This window comes from Sphingomonas nostoxanthinifaciens, assembly GCF_019930585.1.
GTDB classification, from domain to species: Bacteria; Pseudomonadota; Alphaproteobacteria; order Sphingomonadales; family Sphingomonadaceae; genus Sphingomonas_I; species Sphingomonas_I nostoxanthinifaciens.
In genome coordinates this window covers 2639142-2662728 of record NZ_CP082839.1, presented here as the reverse complement: position 1 = coordinate 2662728, position 23587 = coordinate 2639142, and the positions used below count along the sequence as shown (strand labels likewise).

At 66.7% G+C, this 23587-nt stretch carries 22 protein-coding genes; 4 read left to right on the top strand and 18 right to left on the bottom strand.

Features of this window, described 5'->3' with window-relative positions; all coding sequences use genetic code 11:
• The first annotated feature begins 15 nt into the window (after positions 1–15).
• The 3 genes from K8P63_RS12565 to K8P63_RS12555 are packed head-to-tail and all read left to right on the top strand — an operon-like array spanning position 16 to position 7626.
• Positions 16–3255, top strand: coding sequence for a WD40/YVTN/BNR-like repeat-containing protein (locus tag K8P63_RS12565; RefSeq protein WP_223796369.1), 3240 nt, complete (start codon positions 16–18; stop codon positions 3253–3255).
• A gap of 49 nt (positions 3256–3304) precedes the next feature.
• A complete protein-coding gene (locus K8P63_RS12560) occupies positions 3305–6544 on the top strand; it encodes a WD40/YVTN/BNR-like repeat-containing protein (protein WP_223796368.1) in 3240 nt (1079 codons plus the stop codon).
• On the top strand, positions 6541–7626 hold the full coding sequence (locus K8P63_RS12555; RefSeq protein ID WP_223796367.1) for a PepSY-associated TM helix domain-containing protein: 1086 nt from the start codon (positions 6541–6543) through the stop codon (positions 7624–7626). Before K8P63_RS12560 ends, K8P63_RS12555 begins: the two co-directional genes overlap by 4 nt.
• A 13-nt stretch (positions 7627–7639) precedes the next feature.
• Here K8P63_RS12555 and K8P63_RS12550 read toward each other — a convergent pair whose 3' ends face one another.
• The 5 genes from K8P63_RS12550 to paoA are packed head-to-tail and all read right to left on the bottom strand — an operon-like array spanning position 7640 to position 12941.
• Positions 7640–8212, bottom strand: coding sequence for a nucleotidyltransferase family protein (locus K8P63_RS12550; protein ID WP_223796366.1), 573 nt, complete (start codon positions 8210–8212; stop codon positions 7640–7642).
• Positions 8199–9122: an XdhC family protein gene (locus tag K8P63_RS12545; protein ID WP_223796365.1), complete on the bottom strand. Its 924-nt coding sequence runs from the start codon at positions 9120–9122 to the stop codon at positions 8199–8201. The genes K8P63_RS12550 and K8P63_RS12545 overlap by 14 nt, the downstream gene beginning before the upstream one ends.
• Before the next feature lie 26 nt (positions 9123–9148).
• The gene (gene paoC, locus K8P63_RS12540) at positions 9149–11362 is read right to left on the bottom strand and encodes an aldehyde oxidoreductase molybdenum-binding subunit PaoC (protein WP_223796364.1); all 2214 of its coding nucleotides are present in this window, start codon (positions 11360–11362) and stop codon (positions 9149–9151) included.
• Positions 11359–12309 carry an FAD binding domain-containing protein gene (locus tag K8P63_RS12535; RefSeq protein ID WP_223796363.1) on the bottom strand — a complete coding sequence of 317 codons (951 nt, stop codon included), beginning with the start codon at positions 12307–12309 and terminating at the stop codon, positions 11359–11361. Before K8P63_RS12535 ends, paoC begins: the two co-directional genes overlap by 4 nt.
• The gene (paoA, locus tag K8P63_RS12530) at positions 12306–12941 is read right to left on the bottom strand and encodes an aldehyde dehydrogenase iron-sulfur subunit PaoA (RefSeq protein ID WP_223796362.1); all 636 of its coding nucleotides are present in this window, start codon (positions 12939–12941) and stop codon (positions 12306–12308) included. The genes K8P63_RS12535 and paoA overlap by 4 nt, the downstream gene beginning before the upstream one ends.
• Positions 12942–13226: 285 nt before the next feature.
• Between paoA and K8P63_RS12525 the strand changes: the two genes are divergently transcribed.
• Positions 13227–13970 (top strand): dienelactone hydrolase family protein, encoded by a 744-nt coding sequence (locus K8P63_RS12525; protein WP_223796361.1) that lies wholly within the window; start codon positions 13227–13229, stop codon positions 13968–13970.
• Between the two features lie 15 nt (positions 13971–13985).
• Here K8P63_RS12525 and K8P63_RS12520 read toward each other — a convergent pair whose 3' ends face one another.
• The 13 genes from K8P63_RS12520 to K8P63_RS12460 form a co-directional block, all read right to left on the bottom strand.
• Entirely contained in the window at positions 13986–14345 is a 360-nt protein-coding gene (locus K8P63_RS12520) for a hypothetical protein (RefSeq protein WP_223796360.1), read from the bottom strand.
• Between the two features lie 6 nt (positions 14346–14351).
• Positions 14352–14606: a hypothetical protein gene (locus K8P63_RS12515; protein ID WP_223796359.1), complete on the bottom strand. Its 255-nt coding sequence runs from the start codon at positions 14604–14606 to the stop codon at positions 14352–14354.
• A gap of 53 nt (positions 14607–14659) precedes the next feature.
• Positions 14660–14917, bottom strand: a complete 258-nt coding sequence (locus K8P63_RS12510; protein ID WP_223796358.1) for a hypothetical protein — start codon at positions 14915–14917, stop codon at positions 14660–14662.
• Positions 14918–14999: 82 nt separating this feature from the next.
• Complete coding sequence (locus K8P63_RS12505) at positions 15000–15668, bottom strand: spermidine synthase (RefSeq protein ID WP_223796357.1); 669 nt, start codon at positions 15666–15668, stop codon at positions 15000–15002.
• Positions 15665–16003, bottom strand: coding sequence for a DUF6481 family protein (locus tag K8P63_RS12500; protein WP_223796356.1), 339 nt, complete (start codon positions 16001–16003; stop codon positions 15665–15667). Before K8P63_RS12500 ends, K8P63_RS12505 begins: the two co-directional genes overlap by 4 nt.
• 154 nt (positions 16004–16157) lie before the next feature.
• Positions 16158–16850 carry a phosphatase PAP2 family protein gene (locus K8P63_RS12495; RefSeq protein ID WP_223796355.1) on the bottom strand — a complete coding sequence of 231 codons (693 nt, stop codon included), beginning with the start codon at positions 16848–16850 and terminating at the stop codon, positions 16158–16160.
• On the bottom strand, positions 16850–19156 hold the full coding sequence (locus tag K8P63_RS12490; RefSeq protein ID WP_223796354.1) for a TonB-dependent receptor: 2307 nt from the start codon (positions 19154–19156) through the stop codon (positions 16850–16852). The genes K8P63_RS12495 and K8P63_RS12490 overlap by 1 nt, the downstream gene beginning before the upstream one ends.
• Before the next feature lie 162 nt (positions 19157–19318).
• On the bottom strand, positions 19319–20722 hold the full coding sequence (locus tag K8P63_RS12485; protein ID WP_223796353.1) for a sensor histidine kinase: 1404 nt from the start codon (positions 20720–20722) through the stop codon (positions 19319–19321).
• A complete protein-coding gene (locus K8P63_RS12480) occupies positions 20713–21393 on the bottom strand; it encodes a response regulator transcription factor (RefSeq protein ID WP_223796352.1) in 681 nt (226 codons plus the stop codon). The genes K8P63_RS12485 and K8P63_RS12480 overlap by 10 nt, the downstream gene beginning before the upstream one ends.
• A 116-nt stretch (positions 21394–21509) precedes the next feature.
• Complete coding sequence (locus tag K8P63_RS12475) at positions 21510–21929, bottom strand: (R)-mandelonitrile lyase (RefSeq protein WP_223796351.1); 420 nt, start codon at positions 21927–21929, stop codon at positions 21510–21512.
• A gap of 40 nt (positions 21930–21969) precedes the next feature.
• Positions 21970–22305: a putative quinol monooxygenase gene (locus K8P63_RS12470; protein WP_223796350.1), complete on the bottom strand. Its 336-nt coding sequence runs from the start codon at positions 22303–22305 to the stop codon at positions 21970–21972.
• A 78-nt stretch (positions 22306–22383) separates the two neighbouring features.
• Entirely contained in the window at positions 22384–22710 is a 327-nt protein-coding gene (locus K8P63_RS12465) for a carboxymuconolactone decarboxylase family protein (protein ID WP_223796349.1), read from the bottom strand.
• A 38-nt stretch (positions 22711–22748) separates the two neighbouring features.
• Entirely contained in the window at positions 22749–23507 is a 759-nt protein-coding gene (locus K8P63_RS12460; protein WP_223796348.1) for an SDR family oxidoreductase, read from the bottom strand.
• Positions 23508–23587: the final 80 nt, after the last annotated feature.

The window sequence follows — 23587 nt, the reverse complement described above, 5'->3', positions numbered from 1 at the left end:
ACGCGGCGAACAGGCATGCATTTCTATACGGAGAACAAAATGCGCGGGTTGCGGATGGCCGTTGCGGTCCTGCTGGCAGGAACGTCGTTCGCGCTGCAGGCGGCGCCCGCCAGCCCGGCGGCGGACCTGCCGCTCAAGGGGATGAAATACCGGCTCGTCGGCCCGTTCCGCGGCGGCCGGGCGAGCGGCGTCGCGGGCGTGCCGAACGATCCGAACACCTATTATTTCGGCGCGGCCGCCGGCGGCGTGTGGAAGACCACCGATGCGGGCCGGACGTGGAAGCCGCTGTGGGACGATCTGCACGATGCGTCGCCCTCGATCGGCGCGATCGTCGTGGCGCCGTCCAATCCGAACATCCTCTATGTCGGCACGGGCGAGGGCGCGATCCGCGGCAACGTCGTCGCGGGCAACGGCGTCTGGAAATCGGTCGACGCGGGCAAGAGCTGGACGTTCAGCGGGCTCAAGGAGTCGCAATATATCGGCCGCATGGCGATCAGCGCCACCGATCCGAACACCGTGTTCGTGGCTGCGCTGGGGCCGATCTTCGGCACCGCCGGCGAGCGCGGCATCTATCGCACGCGCGACGGCGGCAAGACGTGGCAGCGCGTGCTCCATGTCGACGACCGCACCGGCGGGGTCGACGTGCAGATCGATCCGGGCGATCCGAACGTAATCTATGCCGGCATGTGGGAGGTCTTCCGCAAGCCGTGGGATTTCGAGAGTGGCGGCCCCGGCAGCGGGCTCTATCGTTCGCGCGACGGCGGCACGACGTGGGAGAAACTCGCCGGACATGGCCTGCCCGACGGCATCATGGGCCGCATCGGCGTGGCGCCGACCTCCGATCCCAAGCGCGTCTATGCGCTGATCGAGGCGGACAAAGGCGGCCTCTATCGCACCGACGATGGCGGCGCGAACTGGAACCTCGTCAACGGCGACAATGCCTACAAGCAGCGCGCCTGGTATTATAACAATGTGTTCGCCGATCCGAAGGATCCGAACAAACTGTTCGTGATGAACACCAGTGCCTACAAGTCGACCGACGGCGGCAAGACCTTCAAGAAGATGCCGACCTTTCACGGCGACAATCATCAATTGTGGGTCAATCCGGTCAACCCGCAGCTCATGATCAACAGCAACGATGGCGGCGCCAACATCTCGGTCAATGGCGGCGAGACGTGGACGGACGAGATGAACCAGCCGACCGCGCAATTCTACCACATCGCGACCGACGCGCTGACGCCCTACAATCTCTACGGCTCGCAGCAGGACAACAGCTCGGTCGTGCACGCCAGCAGCAACGTGCGCGGGCCGATGGCGGTCGAAAGCTGGCATTCGGTGGGCGGCGGCGAGAGCGGCTATGTCGTGCCCGATCCGAAGGATCCGTCGGTGGTGATCGCTAACAGCTACGGCGGCAAGGTCACGCGCTACGATCACAAGACCGGCCAGCTGACCGAAATCGGGCCGTGGCCGCGTGAATCGATCGGGCAGGCGCCGAAGATCCTGCTTCATCGCGCGCAATGGACCGAGCCGCTCGCTTTCTCGCCGCACGATCCAAACGTGCTGTACAATGCCAACGAGGTGCTGTGGCGCTCGACCGACAGCGGCAAATCGTGGACGGCGATCTCGCCCGATCTGACGCGCAACGACAAGGACAAGCAGATCGCCTCGGGCGGCCCGCTCACCAAGGACGTGACGGGCGTCGAAACCTACGACACGATCTTCTCGGTCAATGAATCGCCGGTCGCCAAGGGACTGATCTGGGCCGGCACTGACGACGGCCTCGTCCAGCTGACCCGGGACGGCGGCGCGAGCTGGAGCAACGTGACGCCGAAGGCGATGCCCGAATGGGGCACGGTCGACATGGTCGAGCCGCATCCGAAGAAGCCCGGCACGGCCTATATCGCGGTCGATTGCCACCGGCTGGACGATCTGCGCCCGCACGCCTTCCGTACCGATGATTACGGCAAGAGCTGGGTATCGATCACCGACGGGCTGCCGGCCGACGCTTATGTCCATGTCGTCCGGGCCGATCCGGTGCGCGACGGCCTGCTCTATGCGGGCACCGAGAACGGCATCTTCGTCTCGTTCGACGATGGTGGCCACTGGCAGCCGCTGCAGCTGAACCTGCCGCGCACGCCGGTGCACGATCTGGTCGTCCACGCCGACGATCTCGCGGTCGCCACCCACGGCCGCTCCTTCTGGATCCTCGACGACGTCAGCCCGCTGCGCCAGTGGCGGCCGGCGATCGCCGACGAGACCGTCCACCTGTTCGCGCCGCGCGTCACCAAGCGCGTCGTCTATTGGGGGCATGGCGACGGCAGCACGACCTCGACCGGCGCCAACCCGCCGCAGGGCGCGATCATCTATTATTCGCTCAAGACGGCCGCCAAGCCCGAAGCGGTGAAGCTGGAGATCCTCGACGCGCAGGATCGGGTCGTGCGCACCTTCCCGCAACCGACGCAGGGTGCGAAGCCGGACGAGAAGCCCGGCACCGAGGAGGAGTTCCAGCCGCTCGCCAAGTCCAAGCTGACGATGTATGCGGGCCTCAACCGCTTCGCGTGGGACATGCGCTACGAGGCGCCGGTGAAGGTGCCGCACTCGCCGCTGTGGAACGCCACCGGCGGCGGCCCGATCGCGCTACCCGGCGCGTACAAGGTTCGCCTGACGGTGGCCGGCAAGAGCCAGGTCCAGCCCTTCACGATCGTGCCCAATCCGAGCCTGTCGGTGACGCAGGCGCAATTGCAGAAGCAGTTCGATCTGGTCAGCGCGATCAATGCCGAGTTCGACGCGGTGCAGAACGCCGTACTCGAGATACGCGGCCTGCATGCCAAGCTGGATGCGATGCGCAAGCAGGCGGCGGGCAATGCCGCCTTGCTGCAGGCGGCGGATGCGCTGCAGGCGAAGGTCGGGCTGGTCGAGGACAAGCTCTACCAGAAGAAGTCGGTCGCGTTCGAGGATCCGCTTAACTATCCGCCCGCGCTCAACAATATGCTGGCTTCGCTCGCGACCACGGTGGGCGAGGGCGATACCGATCCGACCCAGCAATCCTACGCCCTGTTCGAACAGCTCAAGGCGGAGGCCGCGCGCGATCTGGCGGAATGGACGGCGTTGAAGGCCAACGACCTCGCTCGCTTCAACGCCGCGGCCGGCCAGGCCAAGCTGGCGCCGATCGCGGTGACGACGGAGCTGGAGCGTCGCCGTGAACTTGCGCTCTACGGCGACGAGCAGGTCGGCGTGGGTGACGACGATCGGTAGCGACGGCGTCTTCCGACCTAGTATACGACCGACCCGAGGAGATTCGAAGATGAATGGCTGGCGCTTCTGGTTCGCGATGGCGTCGGCCGCATCGGCGTGGAGCGGCGACGCGCTCGCGCAGCGCGCGCGCCCCGATCCCAACGCGTTCGGGTTCCATTTTGCAGGCCCGATGGTCGGCAATCGCATCGCTTCGGTTGCGGGCATTCCGGGCGACTACAACACATACTATGCAGGCGCGTCGTCGGGCGGCGTGTGGAAATCGACCGACGGCGGCAACCGCTGGTCGCCCGTGTTCGATGACCAGTCGGTCGCCGCGATCGGCGCGCTCGCGGTCTCGCCGGCCAATCCGAACATCGTCTGGGCAGGCACCGGCGAGGCGTGGGCGATCCGCGACATGGATGTGATGGGCGACGGCGTCTATCGCTCGGCCGACGGCGGCAAGACGTGGACCAACATGGGGCTGAAGGGCACCGGCCGCATCGCCCACATGATTGCCAGCCCGACCAACGCCGACGAATTGTGGGTCTGCGCCGCCGGCCGCATGACCGGGCCGCAGCAGGAACGCGGCGTCTATCATACGGTCGACGGCGGCAAGAGCTGGGTGCGCTCGCTGTTCGTCGATCCGAACACCGGCTGCTCCGGTTTGTCGATCGACGCCAAGGATCCCAACACGCTCGTCGCCGGCACGTGGCAGGTCGTGATGCACACGTGGGGCGAGTTCAGCGGCGGCCCCGGCAGCGGCGTGTTCATCACGCACGATGCCGGCAAGACGTGGAAGCGCGTCGTCGGCCACGGCATGCCGAAGCCGCCGGTGGGCAAGATCGACGTGGCGATCGCCCCGACCGATCCGAAACGCATCTACGCGCTGATCCAGGCGCCGGGGCAGGGCTCGGTCTGGCGCTCAGACGATGGCGGCGAGAATTGGCAGCGAGTGAGCTGGGATCGCACGCTCGCCGGCCGCGCCGGCTATTATATCAAGATTGCGGTGTCGCCCGGCGATGCCGACAAGGTGTATGTCGCCAGCAGCAACTATCACGTCTCCAGCGACGGCGGGAAGACGTTCGAGATCCGCCCGTGGGGCGGCGACAATCACGATATCTGGCTCGATCCCAAGGATCCGAAGCATTTCGCCATCACCTATGACGGCGGCATCGACATCACCACGGTCGGCGGCGACGGCTGGCGCAAGACCGGCCTGCCGATCGGGCAGATCTACCATGTCGCGGTGGACGATCGCATCCCGTACAATTTCTACGGCAACATGCAGGACAACAGCACGATGCGGGGGCCGAGCAATCCGTTCGGCAGCACGTCGTGGGGGCTCGGCGCGACCGCGGGCTGGGAGCATGGCATGGGCGGCTGCGAGTCCGGCTGGACCGTGCCGGAGCCCGGCAATCCCGATATCGTCTGGGCGACCTGCTACGGCAACGAGGTGACGCGGTGGGATGCCAAGACCCACCTCGCGCGCTCGGTCGCGCCGTGGCTGCACACGCTCAGCTCGGCGCCGGGCGACGCCAAATATCGCTGCCACTGGACGGCACCGCTGGCGATCGACCCGTTCGATCCGAAGCAGGTCTATTATGGCTGCCAGTATGTCCTGAAGACGAGCGACGCGGGCGAGAGCTGGAGCGAGATCAGCCCCGACCTGTCGACGAAGGATCCCAGCCGGCTCGGGCCGTCGGGCGGCCTCGTCGGCGACAATCTCGGCCAATTCTATGGCGAGGTCGTCTATGCGATCGCACCGTCGAAGAAGCAGCAGGGCCTGATCTGGGCCGGCACCAACGACGGCAAATTGTGGTACACCACCGACGGCGGCGGGAAGTGGACCGACGTCACGAAGAACATCGCCGGGCTGCCGGCGTGGGGCACGATCAGCAGCATCGAACCGTCGGTGTTCGATCCGGCCACGGCCTACGTCACGGTCGATTTCCACATCAACGACGATCGCGATCCTTACGTCTATCGCACGCGCGACTTCGGCAAGACGTGGACGCGGATCGACGGCGATCTGCCGCGCGGAGAGCTCGGCTATGCTCGTGTGATCGCGCAGGATCCGAACACGCCCGGCCTGCTGTTCGTCGGTACGGGCAATGCGCTGCATTATTCGATCGATGACGGCGCGCACTGGACGCGGCTGAAGCAGGGGCTGCCGCCCTCGCCGGTGACGTGGGCGGTGGTGCAGCAGCGCTTCCACGATCTGGTGCTCTCGACCTGGGGCCGCGGCTTCTACATCCTGCCCGACGTCACCCCGCTGGAGCAGCTTGCCGCCGATCATGCTGCCGGCAAGGCCGAGCCCGACGTGCGGCTGTTCGATCCGCGCCCGACCTATCGTCTGCCGCGCAATCAGGCCGCTTACGTCAACTTCTGGCTGAAGGGCGCCGCGGCCAAGCCGGTCCGCGCCGAGATCCTCGACGCGTCGGGCGCGGTGGTGCGGACGCTCAGCCACAAGGGCGATGCCGGCATCAACCGCATCGTGTGGGATCTGCGCTACGACCGGCTGGACAACGTCAAACTGCGCACGACGCCGGTCGAAAATCCGGACATCTGGAACGAGCCGCGCTTCAAGTCGAACCGCGCCTATCGCACCGTGACCCAATGGGGCCTGCCGACGCGCCAGAGCGGACCACTGGTGCCGCCGGGCACCTACACGGTGCGCTTGACGGTCGACGGCAAGGTGCTGACCGCGCCGCTCGAGATCATGCTCGATCCGTCCAGCCCCGGCACCGCGCCGGAACTGGCCGCCACGACCACGCTGGCGTTGCGCATCAGGGACGATGTCCGCCAGACCGCCGACGTCGTGAACATGATCGAACGCATGCGTCGCCAGATCGAGGACATGCGGCCGCGGCTGACGGGCAGCAATGCCAGCATGAGCCGATCGGCCGACGTGATGGACCGCAAGCTGGAGGCGGTGGAATATCAGCTGTTCAACAAGGATATGCAGCCGAGCGACGACAAATATTACACCTCGGCCTACAAGACCTATTTCAACCTGCTGTGGCTCTATGCAGGCGTGAACGGTAACGTTCTGGACGTGGCGGGCAGCGCCGAGCAGCGGCCGACGAAGACGATGCCGATGCTGGTCGATCTCATGGAAGGCGAGATCAAGGCGGCACGCGCCGATTATGCGACGCTGATCGGCAGGGACGTCCCGGCGTTCAACCGCCAGCTGACGGCGCATGGCCTGCCCGCGCTCGTCACCTCGGCGCCTGCTGCTTCGGATGAGGATGCCGACGGCGACGACGATCAGGATGCCGCCGAGGGCGAAGCGGAGGGCAGCGACCAGTGACGAAGATCGAGCTGCGCCGCGCCTGGTTCCAGGTTCACAAGTGGATCGGGATCGCGTTGTGCGTGATCCTGATCCCGCTGAGCCTGTCGGGCTCGGTGCTGCTCGCGCATGACTGGATCGAAGAGGAATGGGGCGAGGCCGCGCCGGCGGCGCCGCTGCCATTGTCGCGCTACGTCGCGGCGGCACAGGCGACGCTGCCCACCGGCGCACGCCTCGCCTCGATCGGCCTGCCGAGCGAGGAAGCGCCGTCAATTACCGTGAGCGCCTTCCCGGCGGCGAGCGCGGATGGGCCGCCGCGTGGCCGTCCGCGCCCCGTGCGGGTCTCGGTCGATCCGGCCACCGCGCATATCGTCCCGACCGAGGAGGGCGACGATTTCTTCGAAGTGACGCTGCACCGATTCCACGGATCGCTGCTGATCCCCGTTGCGGGGCGGCCGATCGTCGGCTGGCTCGGCATCATCATGCTGGTGTCGTGCCTGTCGGGCATCTGGCTGTGGTGGCCCACGGTCGGGCGGTGGCTGCGTGCGCTGCGCTGGCGGCGCGGCGACAAGCTCGATTACAATCTCCATCATCAGGTCGGCTTCTGGATCGCGCTGCCGCTCGCGATCCTGTCGCTCAGCGGGGCGTGGATCTCGTTTCCCGGCTTCTTCGGCGGGCTGGTGGGCGAGCCGGCGCGGGGCGGCCGTGGCGGGTTCACGCCGGTCGCGGCGCCGCATCTGTCGCTCGATGCCGTGGCGACGCGCTTCGCGGCGCGCGGTGCGATCGGCCAGCTCGATTATCCGACCGAGCAGAACGGCCGCTGGATCGCGCAGATCGGCGGCGAGGGACAGCGCCAAAGGCTCGCGATCAACGACACGACCGGCGCGTTTGTCCCCGCCGACATGCGGCAGCAGGGGCCAGTGATGCAGTGGATGCGCGCCATCCACGAGGGGCATGACGATACCGGCCCGGTCTGGCGCCTGATCGTCATCCTTGGCGGCGTCGCGCCGGCGGTGCTGGGGGTGACCGGCATCACGATGTGGCTGCGCAGCCGTCGCTGGCGGGCGACGGTCGACGCCCGGATGGCCGCCCGCCGGCGCTAGGATCGGATCCGCGTTACCGCGTCCGCGCGGCGTGGAGATCTTCGATCGTGTCGATGTCGCGAAGCTCCGCGGGGGGCGCCGCGACGAGGGTCGCCTCACGAAGCAGCGCGCGCGCGCCGGCATCGCCGGTCAGCGTTTCGAGTGCCGGGAAATGCGTCGCGTCGAACAGGGCCGGCGGCAGGGCCCGACCGCCATCGCTCGATGCGACCACGCCAGCGTCGCTGTCGAACTGGACCATCAGCGCCGCGATATGGGCGATCGTGACGAACGGCATGTCGGCCAGCGCGATCAGCACTGCGCGCGGCTCCGCCAAACGCGCCGCGGCGAGACCGAGGCGGATCGAACCGGACTGGCCGGCGTCCGGATCGGGATTGATGACCGGCGCGAACTCCTGCGACCGAAAGTCTGGGCCGTCGGGTCGGGTCACCGCGATCCGCGCGGCGAAGGGTAATCGGCTGAGGGTCCGCGCGGCATGAAGCCCGAGCGGCAGCCCGTCGAGTGTTTGTGCAAGCTTGTCGGCTGTGCCGAACCGGCTCGAGCTGCCGGCGGCGAGCAGGACGACCGCGATCGCCTCAGGCGGGATCACGCAGCGCCCTGACCATGCCGGCCGCGACCGAGAGCGCGATCTCCGCCGCACCGATCGCGCCGATGTCGATGCCGGCCGGCCCCTCGATCCGCGCCAGATCGGCCGGGCCGATGCCGAGCGCCGCCAGCCGTTCGAGGCGTGCGGCGTGGCTGCGCCGCGAGCCCAGCGCCGCGACATAGCCGGTCGGTGCGGCCAGCGCCGCGACCAAGGCCGGATCGTCGATCTTGGGATCGTGGCTGAGTGTGATGACCGCGGTCGAGGCGCCGGGCCGACAGGCCGCGACCGCCTCGTCGGGCCAGCGATCGTCGAGCGTCACGCCAGGAAAGCGCTCCTCGGTCAGGAAGCGGCTGCGCGGGTCGATCACGGTCGTCCGGATGCCCAACGTATCGGCGATCCGCGCGAGCGACTGCGCGATCTGCACCGCGCCGACGATCAGAAGCTGGCGCGGCGCGGCATAATGATTGGCGAACCCCGCCTCGCCGGCGATCGGTGCGAGACCGCTTCGTCCACTTGCGAGATCGGTATGCACTGTGACGCCGCGGCCGTCGTCGCGGGCCGCATCGATCGCATCGAACAGCACGGCCGGGAAGCCATCGTCGCCGATCGGCTGCACCAGGATTTCGATCGTGCCGCCGCAGGGGAGCCCCACCTCCCACGCCGCGCCGTCCGCCACGCCATAACGCCGCCGTTCGGGGCGCCCGCCGGCGATGACCTCGCCCGCCAGCGCCAGCACGTCGCCCTCGACGCACCCGCCCGAGACGGAGCCCTCCAGCCGGCCGTCGGCATGGACGAGCATATGGCTGCCGCGCGGCCGCGGCGCCGATCCCCAGGTGGAGATGACGGTGGCGAGCGCGACGGGGGCGCCGTGCCAGCTACGATACGCGGCGAGGACGGAATCATTATCGGCCATGGAGGTGTCTTATCGCGAGGTCGCGCTCATGCCACTTCGGGCAGTTTATCGAGGTGCTTGTCGAGCGTGATCGGATAATCGCGCACGCGCACGCCGGTGGCGTTGTAGATCGCGTTGGCGATCGCCGCGCCGACGCCGCACAGGCCGAGTTCGCCGACACCCTTCGCCTTCATCGGCGACGATTTGTTGTCGGGATAGTCGAGGAAGATCACCTCCTGATGTGGGATGTCGGCATGGACCGGCACCTCGTAGCTGGCGAGATCGTGATTGACGAAGAAGCCGAAGCGCTTGTCCACCGCCAGCTCCTCGACCAATGCCGCGCCGACCCCCATCGTCATCGCACCGATCACCTGGCTGCGCGCGGCCTTGGGGTTGAGGATCCGGCCCGCATCGCACACCGCGAGCATTCGGCGGATGCGCGTCTCGCCGGTGTAGTTGTCGACCGCAACCTCGACGAAGTGCCCGGCGAAGGTCGATTGCTGATATTGCTTGTCGAGCGTCCCATATTCGATGCCGTCCTCGGCGACGAGCGGCCCGGCCTGCGCCGCCTCGGCGAGCGGGATCGCGCGATTGCCGGCGGAGACCTTGCCGTCGGCGAACGTGGCGTCGGCGGTGTTGAAGCCGAGCCGCTGGGCGACCTGCTCGCGCAGCTTCACGCAGGCGGCGTAGAGGCCGGCGGTGGAGTTGTTCGCGCCCCACTGGCCACCCGATCCGGCCGATGCCGGAAAGTCGCTGTCGCCCAGCCGTACCGTGACACGCTCGATCGGCACACCCATCATCTCCGCCGCGGTCTGGGCGAGGATGGTGTAGGTGCCGGTGCCGATATCGGTCATGTCGGTCTCGATGGTTAGCTGGCCGCCATGCTCCAGCCGGATCCGCGCCGCCGACTTGGTGAGCTGGTTGTTGCGGAAGCCAGCGGCCATGCCCATGCCGATCAGCCAGCGCCCCTCGCGCACCTGCGCCGGTTTGGCGTTGCGCTTCGACCAGCCGAAGCGTTCAGCGCCGGTGCGCAGGCACTCGACCAGATGGCGCTCGGAGAATGGGCGGCTCGGCTTTTCGGGGTCGACCTGGGTATCGTTCAGGATACGGAACTCGACCGGATCCATGCCCAGCGCCTCGGCCATCTCGTCCATCGCCAGTTCGAGCACCATCAGCCCCGGCGCCTCGCCCGGCGCGCGCATGGCGTTGCCCTCGGGCAGATCGAGCGTCGCGAGCTTCATATAGGTCTCGCGATTGGGCGCGGCGTAGAGCAATCTGGTCTGCGCGACCGCCGTCTCGGGCCGCCCGTCGGGCAGATTGCCACTGGTCGAATTGTGCGCGATCGCGGTCAGCCGGCCGTCGCGCGTTGCGGCCAGCCGCACGCGCTGGATCGTCGCGGGCCGGTGGGTGGTGTTGTTCATCATCATCGGCCGCGTGAGCGCGATCTTCACCGGCTGCTTGGCCGCCTTCGCCCCCAGCGCGGCGAGGACGACGTCGGAGCGGATGAACAACTTCCCGCCGAACCCGCCGCCGATAAAGGGCGAGTCGACGCGCACGTTCGCCGCCGGGATCGACAGCGTCTTGGCGAGACTGCCCTTGCTCCACGCGATCATCTGGTTGGAGGTCCACACGGTCAGCTTGTCGCCGGTCCAGGCGGCGATGGTGGCGTGCGGCTCCATCATCGCATGGCTCTCGTCGGGCGTGGTGTAGGTCCGGTCGATCTTCACCGGCGCGGCGGCGAAGGCGTCCGCAAAGTCGCCGACGCGATCGATCGGCGGCTTGTCCTTGCTGTCGGCCGGCGCAAGCGGTGCGCCATCGACCTCGGCGGCGAGATCGAACTTGCCGGGCGTGCGGGCATAATCGGTCCGGATCAAAGATGCTGCGGCGCGTGCCTGTTCGAATGTCTCGGCAACGACGAGGGCGATCGCCTGATGATAATGCGCGACCTCCGCGCCGCCGAACAGGTGGGCGATGTTCATCATGCCGAGCGGCAGAGGGGTGGGGTAATCGAGCGTCGTCACCACTGCGATCACGCCCGGCGCGGCCTTCGCGTCGGCGGTGTTCATCGCGGTGATGCGGCCCTTGGCGATCGCGGCACCGACGACGAAGCCATAGGCCTGATCCGGGACGACGTCGTGCCGCTCATAGGCGTAGGGCGCGGTTCCGGTGGTCTTGAACTTGCCGTCGATGCGGTTGGTGGGGCGGCCGACGACCTTGAGCTGGTCGATCGGGTTGGTGCCGGCTGGCGTGTCGAACTTCATGCGCGTGCCTCCGCCATGACCGCGGCGAGCGTGCGCTCGGCCAGAGCCAGCTTGAACCGGTTGTCGTTGGTCGGCCGCGCATCGGCGAACGTCTGCGCCGCCACCGCCTTCGCGCCCCGCCGCATCGCGGCCTCCGCCGGCTCGACCCGCCACGGCTTGGGCGCCACGCCGCCGAACGCGACGCGGCCGCTGCCGTCGGGCTGGATCACCGCTGCGACCGACACCAGCGCGAACGCGTAGGAGGCGCGGTCGCGCACCTTCTGGTAGAGATGCCGGCCGCCAAGCGGACGCGGCAGCGTCACCGCCGTGATCAGTTCGCCGCGCTTGAGATTGGTCTCGACGTTCGGCGTGTCGCCCCACAGCCGATGGAAGTCGGCGATCGGGATCGTCCGCTTGGCGCCGGTGGGGTCGACCGTCTCGACCTGCGCATCCAGCACGCGCATCGCCACTGCCATGTCGCCGGGATAGGTGGCGATACAGGCATCGGACGTGCCGACGATCGCCAGTTGCCGCGAATAGCCGCCGATCGCTGCGCAGCCGCTGCCGGGCCGGCGTTTGTTGCACGGCTGGTTAGTGTCGTAGAAATAGGGGCAGCGCGTCCGCTGGAGCAGATTGCCCGCGGTCGTCGCCTTGTTGCGCAATTGCCCCGATGCGCCGGCGACGATCGCGCGGGTGAGCACGCCATAATCGCGCCGCACGCGCGGATCGGATGCCAGCGCGGTATTACGGACGAGCGCGCCGATGCGGAGCCCGCCCTCCGGGGTCGCCTCGATGCGGTCGAGCTTCAGATCCTGCACGTCGACCAGATGCGTCGGCGTCTCGATCTGCAGCTTCATCAAATCGAGCAGATTGGTGCCGCCCGCGAGGAACTTGGCGCCCGGCGTGTGGGCCACCGCCGCGGCAGCCTCCGCCGCGTTCTTCGCGCGGCTGTAGGTGAAGGCCTTCATGCGTGGCTCCCGGCGACCTGTTCCATCGCCTCGAGGATGTTGGAATAGGCGCCGCAGCGGCAGATGTTGCCGCTCATGCGCTCGCGCAGCTCGAGGTTCGTCGCCTTCGGATCGGCCGCGACGTCGGCCTGCACGTGGCTCGGCACCCCGCGGCGGATCTCGTCGAGGACGGCGACAGCGGAGCAGATCTGGCCGGGCGTGCAATAGCCGCATTGGTAGCCGTCATGCTCGATGAAGGCGGCCTGCATCGGATGGAGATGGTCCGGGCTTCCCAGCCCTTCGATCGTGGTGATCTCGTCGCCCTCATGCTGGAGGGCGAGGCTGAGGCAGCTGTTGATGCGCTGGCCGTTGACGATCACCGTGCAGGCGCCGCACTGGCCGTGGTCGCAGCCTTTCTTGGTGCCGGTAAGCTGCAAATGCTCGCGCAGCGTGTCGAGCAAGGTGGTGCGCGTATCCAGCTTGAGCGCATGGTGCTTGCCGTTGACCGTCAGCGCGACCGTCATCTTCGGCGGGTCGGCACGCGGCAGCGCTGAGTCCGCCTCGACGAGCGGCACCGTCGTCAGCGCGGCGGTCGCAGCGCCGCCCGCCATGATGCCGCGCCGTGAAATTGCCAGGTCGGCGGGTCCGTACATTGATGATCCCTTTCAATGCCGCGCGATCAGGATGGCTGCGGCACGCTGAGTGCGGTTCGAGTAGATGGCCGGGCCCTCTCACACCGCCGCCGATCCTGTAACGCGCCAGCCGCCTTTCTTATACATTCGGTTGGCCGCATGAAGCCATATCGACCATTCATGAATGGCGCCGCCTGCGCGAAACACGACAGGTGGCGCGCCCGCCTCGACGGACGACTGCGCGCGGCGGTTCCATTGCCGGTCGTAAACGCGCATGGCAGGTGCTTGTTCAACCGGAGGTGGCCGATGCTGTTGCGGAGCGACGAGGTTCAGGATGTCGCGGTGCCCGGCGGCGGCGCGATGCGGATGCACCTGTTCCGACCGGCGATCGAAGGGCGCTTTCCCGGCGTGCTGTTCTTTTCCGAAATCTATCAGGTCACCGGGCCGATCCGCCGGCTGGCGGCGATGCTTGCCGGCCATGGCTATGTGGTCGCGGTTCCCGAGGTCTACCACGAATATGAGCCTGCCGGCACCGTATTGGCCTACGATCCCGCCGGCACCGATCGCGGCAACGCGCTCAAATTCGCCAAGCCCGTCGCCGCCTATGATGCCGACGCCCGCGCCGGCCTGAGCGCGCTGGCCGAACATGCGGCGTGCAATGGAAAGCTGGCGACGTTCGGCGTGTGCCTCGGCGGCCATCTCGCCTACCGCGCCGCGCTCGACCCGCGGGTCGTGGCGGCGGCCTGCTTCTACGCGACCGACATCCATTCCGGCACGCTCGGCGAAGGGCGCGCCGACGATAGCCTTGAGCGGATGGCGGATCTGAAGGCGGAAGCGATGTTCGTGTGGGGTCGGCAGGATCCGCATGTCCCCTATGACGGGCGTGAGCTTATCCGCACGCGGCTCGAGGCGGTGGGCGCATCCTACGAATGGCACGAGGTCAACGCGCAGCACGCCTTCCTCCGCGACGAGGGACCGCGCTACGATCCCGCGCTGTTCATGCAGGCGGTGGCATGGACACTCGCTTTATACCGTCGCGCCATGGGCTGAACGGTCAGCGGCGCTTCACTGATAGCGTTTGATATTCGCGAAGCCTTCGTTGGCCTTGGCGCTCTTCATCAATTTGCGGATATAGGTCCGCACGTGGCGATCGAAGCGATCGTCGTTGTAGACGCCGCGCCAGACATAATCGTCACGATCGAGCAGGCCCTTGAGCTCCTGGACCAACATGTCCTGCTGCGCCGTCACCCGCTCGTTGCGGACTGCGGTGCAGACCAGCTCCTCGGCAGCCGCCTTGTCGCAATCGTCCTGCCGTTCCCGACCGTAGCGCTCGGCCGCGACCTGATCGGCGCGCGCCGCTGCGATCCGGCTCTCCAGCCATGTGCGGACGGCGGCGCCGTCCCATGGCTTTTCGGGATCACTCACGGATGCTCAATCGTCTTCGTCGATCGAAGCCACGAAATCGCGCGCGGCCTCGCGATCATCCTCTTCATCGAACGCGTCCTCCAGATCGGGCGCGGCGCCGAGCATATAGAGCAGGCACCAGATCGCGAACCGATCCTCGCCGTCTTCTTCGGCATCGAACTGGGCGCGGAGCTTTTCGACCCCGGCCAGAAGCTGGTCGTGCGGCAGCGCCGACAGGTCGCTGGTGCCAAAGGCGCGGAGGAGGAGCTGATCGAAATCCATGACGAGGCTCTAGCAGGCCCCGGCCGCGCATCAACCGTCGACCGGTCCGCCCGCTAAAGTCCGACCTTGTCGAGCGCCGAGGCGAGTTCCGCCGTGATCGATGTTCCGCTTTTGGGCGTCAGCCGGTTGAGCGCCGTCTGGACGCGTTTCTGCGCCACCTGCAGCGTCTTGTAGCGCACCTCGCGGATTGCGTTGGTTCGCCATGACGGGCTCTCGCCGCGCAGCGCCTCCCATTTGGCCTCCTCGGCGGCCAGGATGGCCAGCGCGAGCCGCAACCCATCGCGCCGGCCGTGATCGTAATCCTCAGACATCGCGCACCTCGCCGGGCCGCAACCTGCTCCCGCTCACTCGATCCTGCCTAAACGATTGGCGGCCGCTTGGGCATAGGCGGTGTCAGCGAGCTGCAAACCAGATGGTGTGGGTCGGTCCCTTGCCGTTCGATCGCGCGCGCACCTTCACTTCATCCACGGCGAAGCCGGTCTGCTGCAGCCGTCGTGTGAAGGCGGCATCGGGCTCCGCCGACCAGACTGCCAGAACCCCGCCGGGCCTGAGCGCCGCCCGCGCGCGCGCCAGCCCGGGCATGCCGTAGAGGGCGTCGTTTCCCGGCCGGGTCAGGCCGTCGGGGCCGTTGTCGACGTCGAGCAGGATCGCGTCATAGGCGCCCTTGCCCGCGGCGATCGTCGCGCCGACGTCCTGCAGGACGATCTCGACGCGAGGATCGTCGAGGCAGCCCTCGGTCATCGCGAGCATCGGCCCACGCGCCCACTCGATGATGCCGGGCACGAGCTCGGCCACGGTGATGCGCGCGTCAGGGCCGAGTTCCGCCAGCACGGCGCGCAGCGTGAAGCCCATGCCGTAGCCACCGATCAGAAAGCGGGGTGCGGCCGCCGATCGCAACCGTTGGCAAGTCATCACGCCGAGCGCGATCTCCGACCCGCTCATGCGGCTGCTCATCAACTCGTTGCGATCGAGCATGATCATGAAATCGCCGCCATGCCTGACGAGGCGGAGCGGCGGCCCGCCGGGAACCTCCGCGACGCCGATCACCTCGCGCGGGATCACTTCTTTCGCGCCTTGCGCGCTGCATAACGGGCGTCGCGCAGTGCCTTGCGTTCCGCGTCGCTGAGCTGGGGGCGCTCCGGCGCCTGCGCGGCGCTTGCGGCCAGAGCCTCCGCTTTCTTCACCGCCGCGGCGGCCTTGGCTTCCTCCGCGGCGCGCCTGCGGGCGGCGCGACGCTCGGCCTCGGCTGCCTCGCGGGCGGCACGGGCCGCCTGTCGTTCGGCGACGATCGCAGGATCGTGCGCCGGCTTGTTCCGCAGCAGTTCCATCGCGCGCTCGCGCTGGGCCTGCGCCGCCGCCGCGCGCTCTTTGAAGTCCGGAGATTTGAATCCTGCCATCTGCCCTGCACCTGCCGATCGCAGCCGCCTTTATGGCGTCTCGCGACGCTCCGCCATGGTTCCTGCCGCCTCGCTTCGCGAAAACGGCCCGATGGCGATGCGCGACCGACGATCGTCAGGATGCATCACGTGGACGGTAGCAGGCTGGGTCGGATCACAAGCCCTTCGATCGCAGCTCGGCCGCCGCCGCGTCGAACCTCGCGACGAAGGCCGGCGTTTCCATCAGTCGTTCGGTGATGAGCAGGCCATATGCCTCGCCGGCGGCGATATCGCCGGGGAAGTGCTGCTCGCAGACGATGCGGCTTTGCGAATAGGTGCGTGCGCGATCGAGCAACTGCGGCGCCTTGTCGGGCATCAGTCGCGCGAGCAGCGCGGCCGTCGAATAGGCCATCGAGACGTGCCCGCTGGGATAGCTGGTCTTCGGCTCGTCGTCGGGAGCGCAGCTATGCAGCTTGGGATCGACGATCCACGGGCGGTTGCGCAGGAAATGCGTCTTCGCGCGTGCCACCGCCGCTTTTTCTTCCTGCCGCAGCGTGGCGAACAAAGCCGTCGTGACCGGCAGTGTCGCCGGATCGAAGCGCGGGCCAAGTACGCCGGCGAAGACGGCGGTGCTCTTCAGCTTGCCCTCGGCGGCGGCCTCGGTCGCTTCCGCCGTCGTGCGGACCTTGTCCTCCGCCTGCAGGAACGCCAGTTCGGCGCGCGCTTCGGGCGTGCCTTCCGCCGCGGGGGGCGGAAGGAGCTTGGCCGGATCGAACTTTTCGGGCGTCAGGAAAAGCGCCGGTTCCGGCGCGGCCTTCGCTGCCGTGAGTGCCAGCAGCGGCAAGGCGTACAATGCGATCCGACGCATCAGAACTTGACCGTGATGTCGCCGGTGATCTGGCGGCCGGGCTGATAATAGAATTGGTCGCTATTCTGGTTGACGCCGTGGGCGACGTTGCCCGTCGGCCCGTTGCCCGAGAGACCGATATTCTCGACCTTCTTGGAGTCGAACAGATCGGTGACGTTCAGGCCGAAGCGCAGGTTGCGCCACTGGTAGCTCGCGGCGAGGATGGTGGTGTTATAGGGCGAAAGGCGGACGTTTCGCGACACCACGAAGAAGCTCTGCGTGGGATCCAGTGCCTCCTGAGTGGCATATTGCGGGCCGGTCCACTTGTCGATCAGCGAGAAGCGGATCGGGCCATGCTTGTACAGCACGCCGCCTGCCGCGGTCGACTTGGGCGAGTTGGACACCGGATTGTGCGTCCCGGCTTCCTTGGCATAGTTGAGCGAGCCGTTGGCGAAGACGGCGATGCCGCCGTTCAGCGCATAGGTCACCTGGCCCTCGATGCCCTTGTAGAGGACGCGGCCGGCGTTGAAGTAAGCAGTCTGCGTGGCGCCGGTATTGTCGGTCACCGTCTCCTGCTGAATCTTGTTGTTGATCTTGATGTAATAGACATCGCCGTCGAGGCTGAGACGCTCGCCGTGATAGACGGCGCCCGCCTGATAATTGGTCGAGGTCTGCGGCTGGATCGACGACAGGCTGGGATTGTTGACGTAGAGCTCGCTCAGCACCGGCACGGCCATGCCCTGCGCATATTGACCGTAGACCGACAGCTGCGACGTGACCGCATAGTTGATCGTCGCGAACGGCAGATCCTTGCGATAGGTCTGGCTGATGTCCTGCGCGTAGCGCGTCGTCTGATTATAGGCGGCGTCGATCGTCAGGTTGAACTCGACATGCTTGTAGCCGGGCGTGATCGTCAGGCCGGGCAGGGGGCGAAGCTCGAGCTCGGCGAATTCCTCGGTGTGATTGTAGCCGCTATTCTGGTTGAACTTGACATATTGCGGGGTGGCCGCGCCGGTCGTCGGATTGGTGACCTTCTTCTCGACATAATTGAAATTGCCGGTGAGCAGGTCGACGTCGGTCTGCTGGCGGAACGTATCGGCATGTTCGAACCACATGCCGACGGTCAGCGACGCCATGTCGAGCAGCTTGAACTTCGCCTTGGGGATGTCGCCCCACACGCGATACTTGTTGGTCTTGGTGTAGCCGGGGACGCCAGCGGCGGTCTTGCCGGTCGACAAGGTGACGGTCGTCGCGGCGACGGACGACGACAGCGTGCCCGTCGGGATCGTCGTCGCGCTGTTGCCGCTCAGCGTCTCGTTGTCGTAATAGAAGGTGTAGGCCGAGTTGGTGAAGGTCGTGCCCGGCGCGATCTCCGCATCCAGCTTCGCGATCTCGAAGTCGGTGGTCTTCGTGGTCACGTTATACTTGTAGTAGCTCTGGCTGGTCGGATCGTTGTTGAGGTTGTAATATTTGCCGTAGAGCGCTTCCTGCGCGAGCGTAACGCCGTTCTTGTCGGGCTGGAAGAAGTGGTTCTTGTTATAGGTGCTCAGGAACGACAGGTGGACGTTCGGGGCGATCGGGATCACGACCTTGCCGAAGATGTTCTTCTGGTTGTAGCCGCTGAGGCTCAGCGCGCCATCGGTCTTGATATATTGCGCCGAGACGACCGCTTCGGTGCCGCCCAGTTTGTCGATCGCGCCCGTCTGGACCAGCCCGCGCAGCAGGTAGGTGTTGAAGCTGCCGTAGGTGCCCTTGAACTCGGCCGACGGATCGGCGCGCGTTTCGCGCGAGAACAGGTTCATGCTGCCGCCATAGGTCGCCTGGCCGATCGCGCTGGCATTGCCGGGGCCGCGATCCACGACCAGCGTCTCGATCGTGTTCGACGGGAAGAAGGTATTGCTGTGATGGCTCGGCCCGTTGGTGTCGCCGAACGGCACGCCATCGTAGGTGATGTTATATTCGCCGTCGCCGAAGCCGCGGATCGTGGTCTTGGATTCGTTGAGGCCGACGCCGTTCTCACCGCCCGTATTGCTGACCGAGGGCGAGATCAGCGCGACGTCGTTGAAGTCGGCGCTGGCGGGCAGCGAATCCTCGATGAACGAGCGCGACACGATCGATGCGGGCTGGGTCTCCTTCAGCGACGCCGTCACCGGCGCGATCTCGTTGGCTTTCGTGCCGGTGACGAGGATGTCCGATCCCTCGGCGATGCCGTTGTCGACCGGCGGTGCCGGCCCGTCGGCGGCGCTCGCCTGGCTGGAAAGCGCGATCGTCATCGCGAAGGCGGACGCAATGGAGAGGGCGTGCAGGCGCCGCGCTGAAATCGTCATGTCTAGGTTCCCCGTTTCGGCCGATGCCGTCAATGGGCGGGTACGAGCGCTGCATGACAGTTCGGCGGAGAGTCGTTCCCTAAGATTGCGGAAATGTAAGGTTGAAAATTTGCAACGTTCGGCCCGAAAATATGCCTGCGATTCCAGTCCCCCGGATCGGCTTCAGAGTGCCGATTGTTCCGCCGCGTCGGAATGGTGGGCGCTGTCGTTTGCCGGAATGCGTACCTGCACGACCAGACCCGGGGTCGCGTCGGTCAAATCGAGGCTTCCGCGATGAAACCGCGCGATCGCATTTGCGATGGCGAGCCCCAGCCCGCTGCCGCCGCCCGACGATACGGCGGACCCGCGCTCGAACGGCTGCGTGACGCGTGCGAAGTCGCCGACCGCGAGGCCGGGCCCGTCGTCGCGCACGACGATGACCGCGCTGCCGCCGTCATGTTCCAGCGAGAGGGTCGCGCTCGTTCCGGGTGGCGTGTGCGTGGCGACGTTTTCGAGCAGGTTGATGAGGAGCTGATTGATGAGGTCTGGATCGCCGGTGATCGAAACGTCGTCCAGCCTTCGGACGCGGAGCGTGCCGCCATGGTCGCTGATCACCGGCTCCATCGTGTCGGCAATGTCTTCGATCAACGGGCGCAGCGACACCGCGCTCATCGCCGTGGGGTGCCGCCCGGTCTCGATCTCGGCGAGCCGGAGCAGCGCGTCGAAGATGCTGATGATCGACGCGCATTCGCGGTCGGCGCGCTCCATCAGCGACGGGAAGGTCGACTGGCCCTCGCGCGATGCCTTCTCCAGCAGGCTGCGGAGCCGCGTGAGCGGCGTGCGCAGATCGTGCGCGAGGTTGCTGGAAAAGAGCTGCTGCGCGCGCACCAGCTCCTCCATATGGTCGAGCATCCGGTTGAGGCTCTCGGCTTGCACGGCGAACATCCCGTCCAGTCGGTCGGTTGGGATGCGGCGGCTGAGGTCTCCGGCGGCGATGGCGGCCGCGGTGTTCTGCGTTTCGGACAGCCGCTTCGCGGTCAGGTGCGCGAACAGCAAGGTAGCAGACAGGCCGAGGATGAGGGCTGCCAGCGAGATGATCAGCACGACGATTGGCAGGAGCGCGTGGAGGCTCATCGCCGCCTCGCTGTGCTGGACGACCACGAACAGGCTGCCGCTGGGCAGGCGCGTCGCGAGCCCGCGCCCGATCTGGTAGTTATGGCCGCCGCCGGTGAAGCGCAGGTCCGAGAAGCCGGGGGGTGGCGGCGTGATGTCGAGGCGACCCGCGATCCTTTTGCTGGTCCGGTCGAACAGAACGTAGGTCCGTTCGCTCAGCACCTTGCGGTGCTGCCACTCGAGGATCTTCGCCTGCAGCCGGGCATCCTCGCCCGGGCCGTGCCCGGCCTCCGACAGATATTTGGCGGTATGATAGCGCAGCGACGTATCGATCCGGCTCGACACCCAATTGTCGGCGAGGCTGAAACCGACCATCCCCACCGTGACCATCGCGATGGCAAAGGCGAGGCCGAGCTGGATGGCGAGACGGTCGAGCCGCGCTGGTCCGCGGAAGATCCGCCAGGTCAGGCGCATCGTTCGGCGCGCAATATGTAGCCCGCGCCGCGCTGGGTCTCGATCGGATCGCAGCCAATCTCCTGCAGCGCCGTCCGCAGCCGGCTCATGTTGCTTTCGATGATGTTCGTGCTCGGCGAGAACGAATAGGACCAGACGTTCTCGATCAGCATGGCGCGGGTGACGAGCCGATCCGCGTTGCACATGAAATAAGCGAGCAGCGAATATTGCTTGCGATTGAGCGCAGCGCTGGCCTCGCGATAGGCCACCGAATGGCTGCTGGGGTGAAGCTGCAGCCGGCCCACCTCGAGGCTCGTTTGCTCCGTGCGTGCGGCACCACGGCGGGCGATCGCGATCAGGCGCGCGGCGAGTTCGTCGACGTCGAACGGCTTGGCCAGATAGTCGTCCGCGCCGCCCTGAAGCCCCTCGATACGGTTCTTCACCGATCCGAGCGCGCTGAGCATCAGCACCGGCGTGGAATCGCCGCGGCTGCGCATGTGGCTGATGACGGACATGCCGTCGATATCGGGCAGCATCCGATCGAGGATCATGGCATCATGCGCCTGATCCGCCATGGCCCTGATCGCTTCCGAGCCGGTGCGCGCGAGCGTGGCGCTGTGACCGATGTCGATCAGGCCAGAAACGATATGATCGGCGATGATCGGATCATCTTCGACGACAAGCAAGCGCACGCGGAACTCCTCCGCTTTACCTCCTCGTCAAATACCATGACAGATTAATGTCATTGGCTGTTCGTCCGATGCCGGGGGGCGCCCGTTTGAGCAACAAGATCAATGCGTCGTCGACGTCACGGGGCGGTATAGCCCGGCGGGCCGGCGTAATATTGCTCGTCCGTCACTTTCTCCAGCCAGATCACGGCCTTGCCATCGAGCGCTTCCTGGATGGCGATATGCGTCATCGCGGTAGTCGGCGAGGCGCCATGCCAATGCTTGTGGCCGGGCGGACACCAGATCGTGTCGCCGGCGCGGATTTCGACGATCGGTTCGCCTTCGCATTGGGTCCAGCCGCAGCCGGCGGTCACGAGCAGGATCTGGCCGAGCGGATGCGTATGCCATGCGGAGCGCGCGCCGGGCTCGAACGTGACGGCGGCACAGGACACGCGGGCCGGCTCGGGCGCCGCGTGCAGCGGATCGATCCGGACGGTGCCGGTGAAGAATTGCTCGGGGCCTTTTTGCGAAGGCTGCGAGCCGGCGCGGATAAGCTTCATATCGGCATGTCCTTCGAAGGTGACAGGATCGGGAGCAGGACTATCGGCAGCTGACGGCCTTGCTGCACAGCCGGATCGGATCGGTCTCGATCAGCCGGAGCGCGCGCACCATCGCGGCGGTCCCCTTCTTGTATTTCAGGAAGTGCGGCGTCGTGAGATGCCGTTCATAGGCCGCCTCGTCCGCATAGATTTCGAGGATGCGGATCTGGGCGGGATGGTCCTTCACGGATACCGCATTGAGCGCCAGCACGCCGGGCTCGATCTTGACCGAGGTCTCGATCTCTTCGGCCAGCATCGCCGTGTAGTCGGCGAGTTGCGCCGGATCGATGTCGAGTTCGGCCATGCGGACGACCGGATCGTTCTGGGCCTTTGCCATCGCTGCATCTCCTGCCAGGATCGATGCGACCGCCAAGGCTGCCATCAGCCATATGCGCGCCGGCCACATCCGCACCGCTTAAACGCCCGCTTCCGCGAACACCTTCTTGAGGATCGGCAGCGCCGTCATCGCGGGCGGCCAGCCGGCGTAGAAGGCGATCTGCGTCACCGCCTCGACGATTTCGTCGCGGGGGACGCCGTTCTCGATCGCCTTGTTGATGTGGAAGGGTATTTCGTTGAGTCGATACATTGCGATCAGGCAGGTGATCGTCACCAGGCTGCGATCGCGGGGTGTCAGCGCGGCATTCTCCCAGACATCCCCGAACAGCACCTTGTCGGTGATCTCGGCGAGGTGCGGGGCGATATCGCCAAAGGATTTTCGGGCGTTGGTCGGCTCGGTGGTCATGACGATATCTCCTGCAAGGATTGCCAGTCGCGGCGGCATCAATGGACGGTGAAACCGCCGTCGACGGGCAGGCCGACGCCCAGCACGAGGCTCGCACCGTCGCTGCAGAGCCACAGCACCGCCGCGGCGACCTCCTCCGGGCGGCCAAGGCGTCCGATCGATTGCTCGCGTATGACCTCCTGCAGCGCCGCCTGGTCGATGCCGGATGCCATCGGCGTCTCGATCGTGCCGGGGCAGACCGCATTCACCCGGATGTTCTTGGTGGCGAAATCGAGCGCGGCGCACTTGGTAAGGCCGAGGACGCCATGCTTCGAGCTGTGATAAGCGGCGCGGCCGGGCAGGCCGACGAGACCGCCGAGCGACGAGCAGTTCACGATCGCGCCGCCGCCCTGCTTCTCCATCTGGATGAGTTCGTGCTTCATGCAGGCCCAGATGCCCTTGAGATTGACGGCGTGGACATCGTCGAAGCCGGCTTCGGTCTCCTCGGTGACCGGACCCCATGGGCCGAGGATCCCGGCATTGTTGTAGGCCATGTCGAGGCGGCCAAATGCGGCGACCGTGCGATCGACGAGCGCCTTGGCTTCGGCCTCGACGCTGACGTCGCAGACGACGGCGAGCGCGGTGAAGCCGTCCGAGGTGAGCGACGCGACGGCGGCGGACAGAGCGTCGGCATTGCGATCGGCCAGAACGACCGAGGCACCGCTCTCGGCAAAAGCGCGGGCGGCGGCAAAGCCGATCCCCTGGCTCGCCCCGGTGACGAGTGCGACCTTGCCGGTGAAATCGTAGCTTGGCGTCATGGAATGTTCTCGCATGGGGGTGGGCGCGGTTTCGGCCCGTTCGAGCGAGACATAAGATCCGCAGCGGCGCGCGTCAGCCG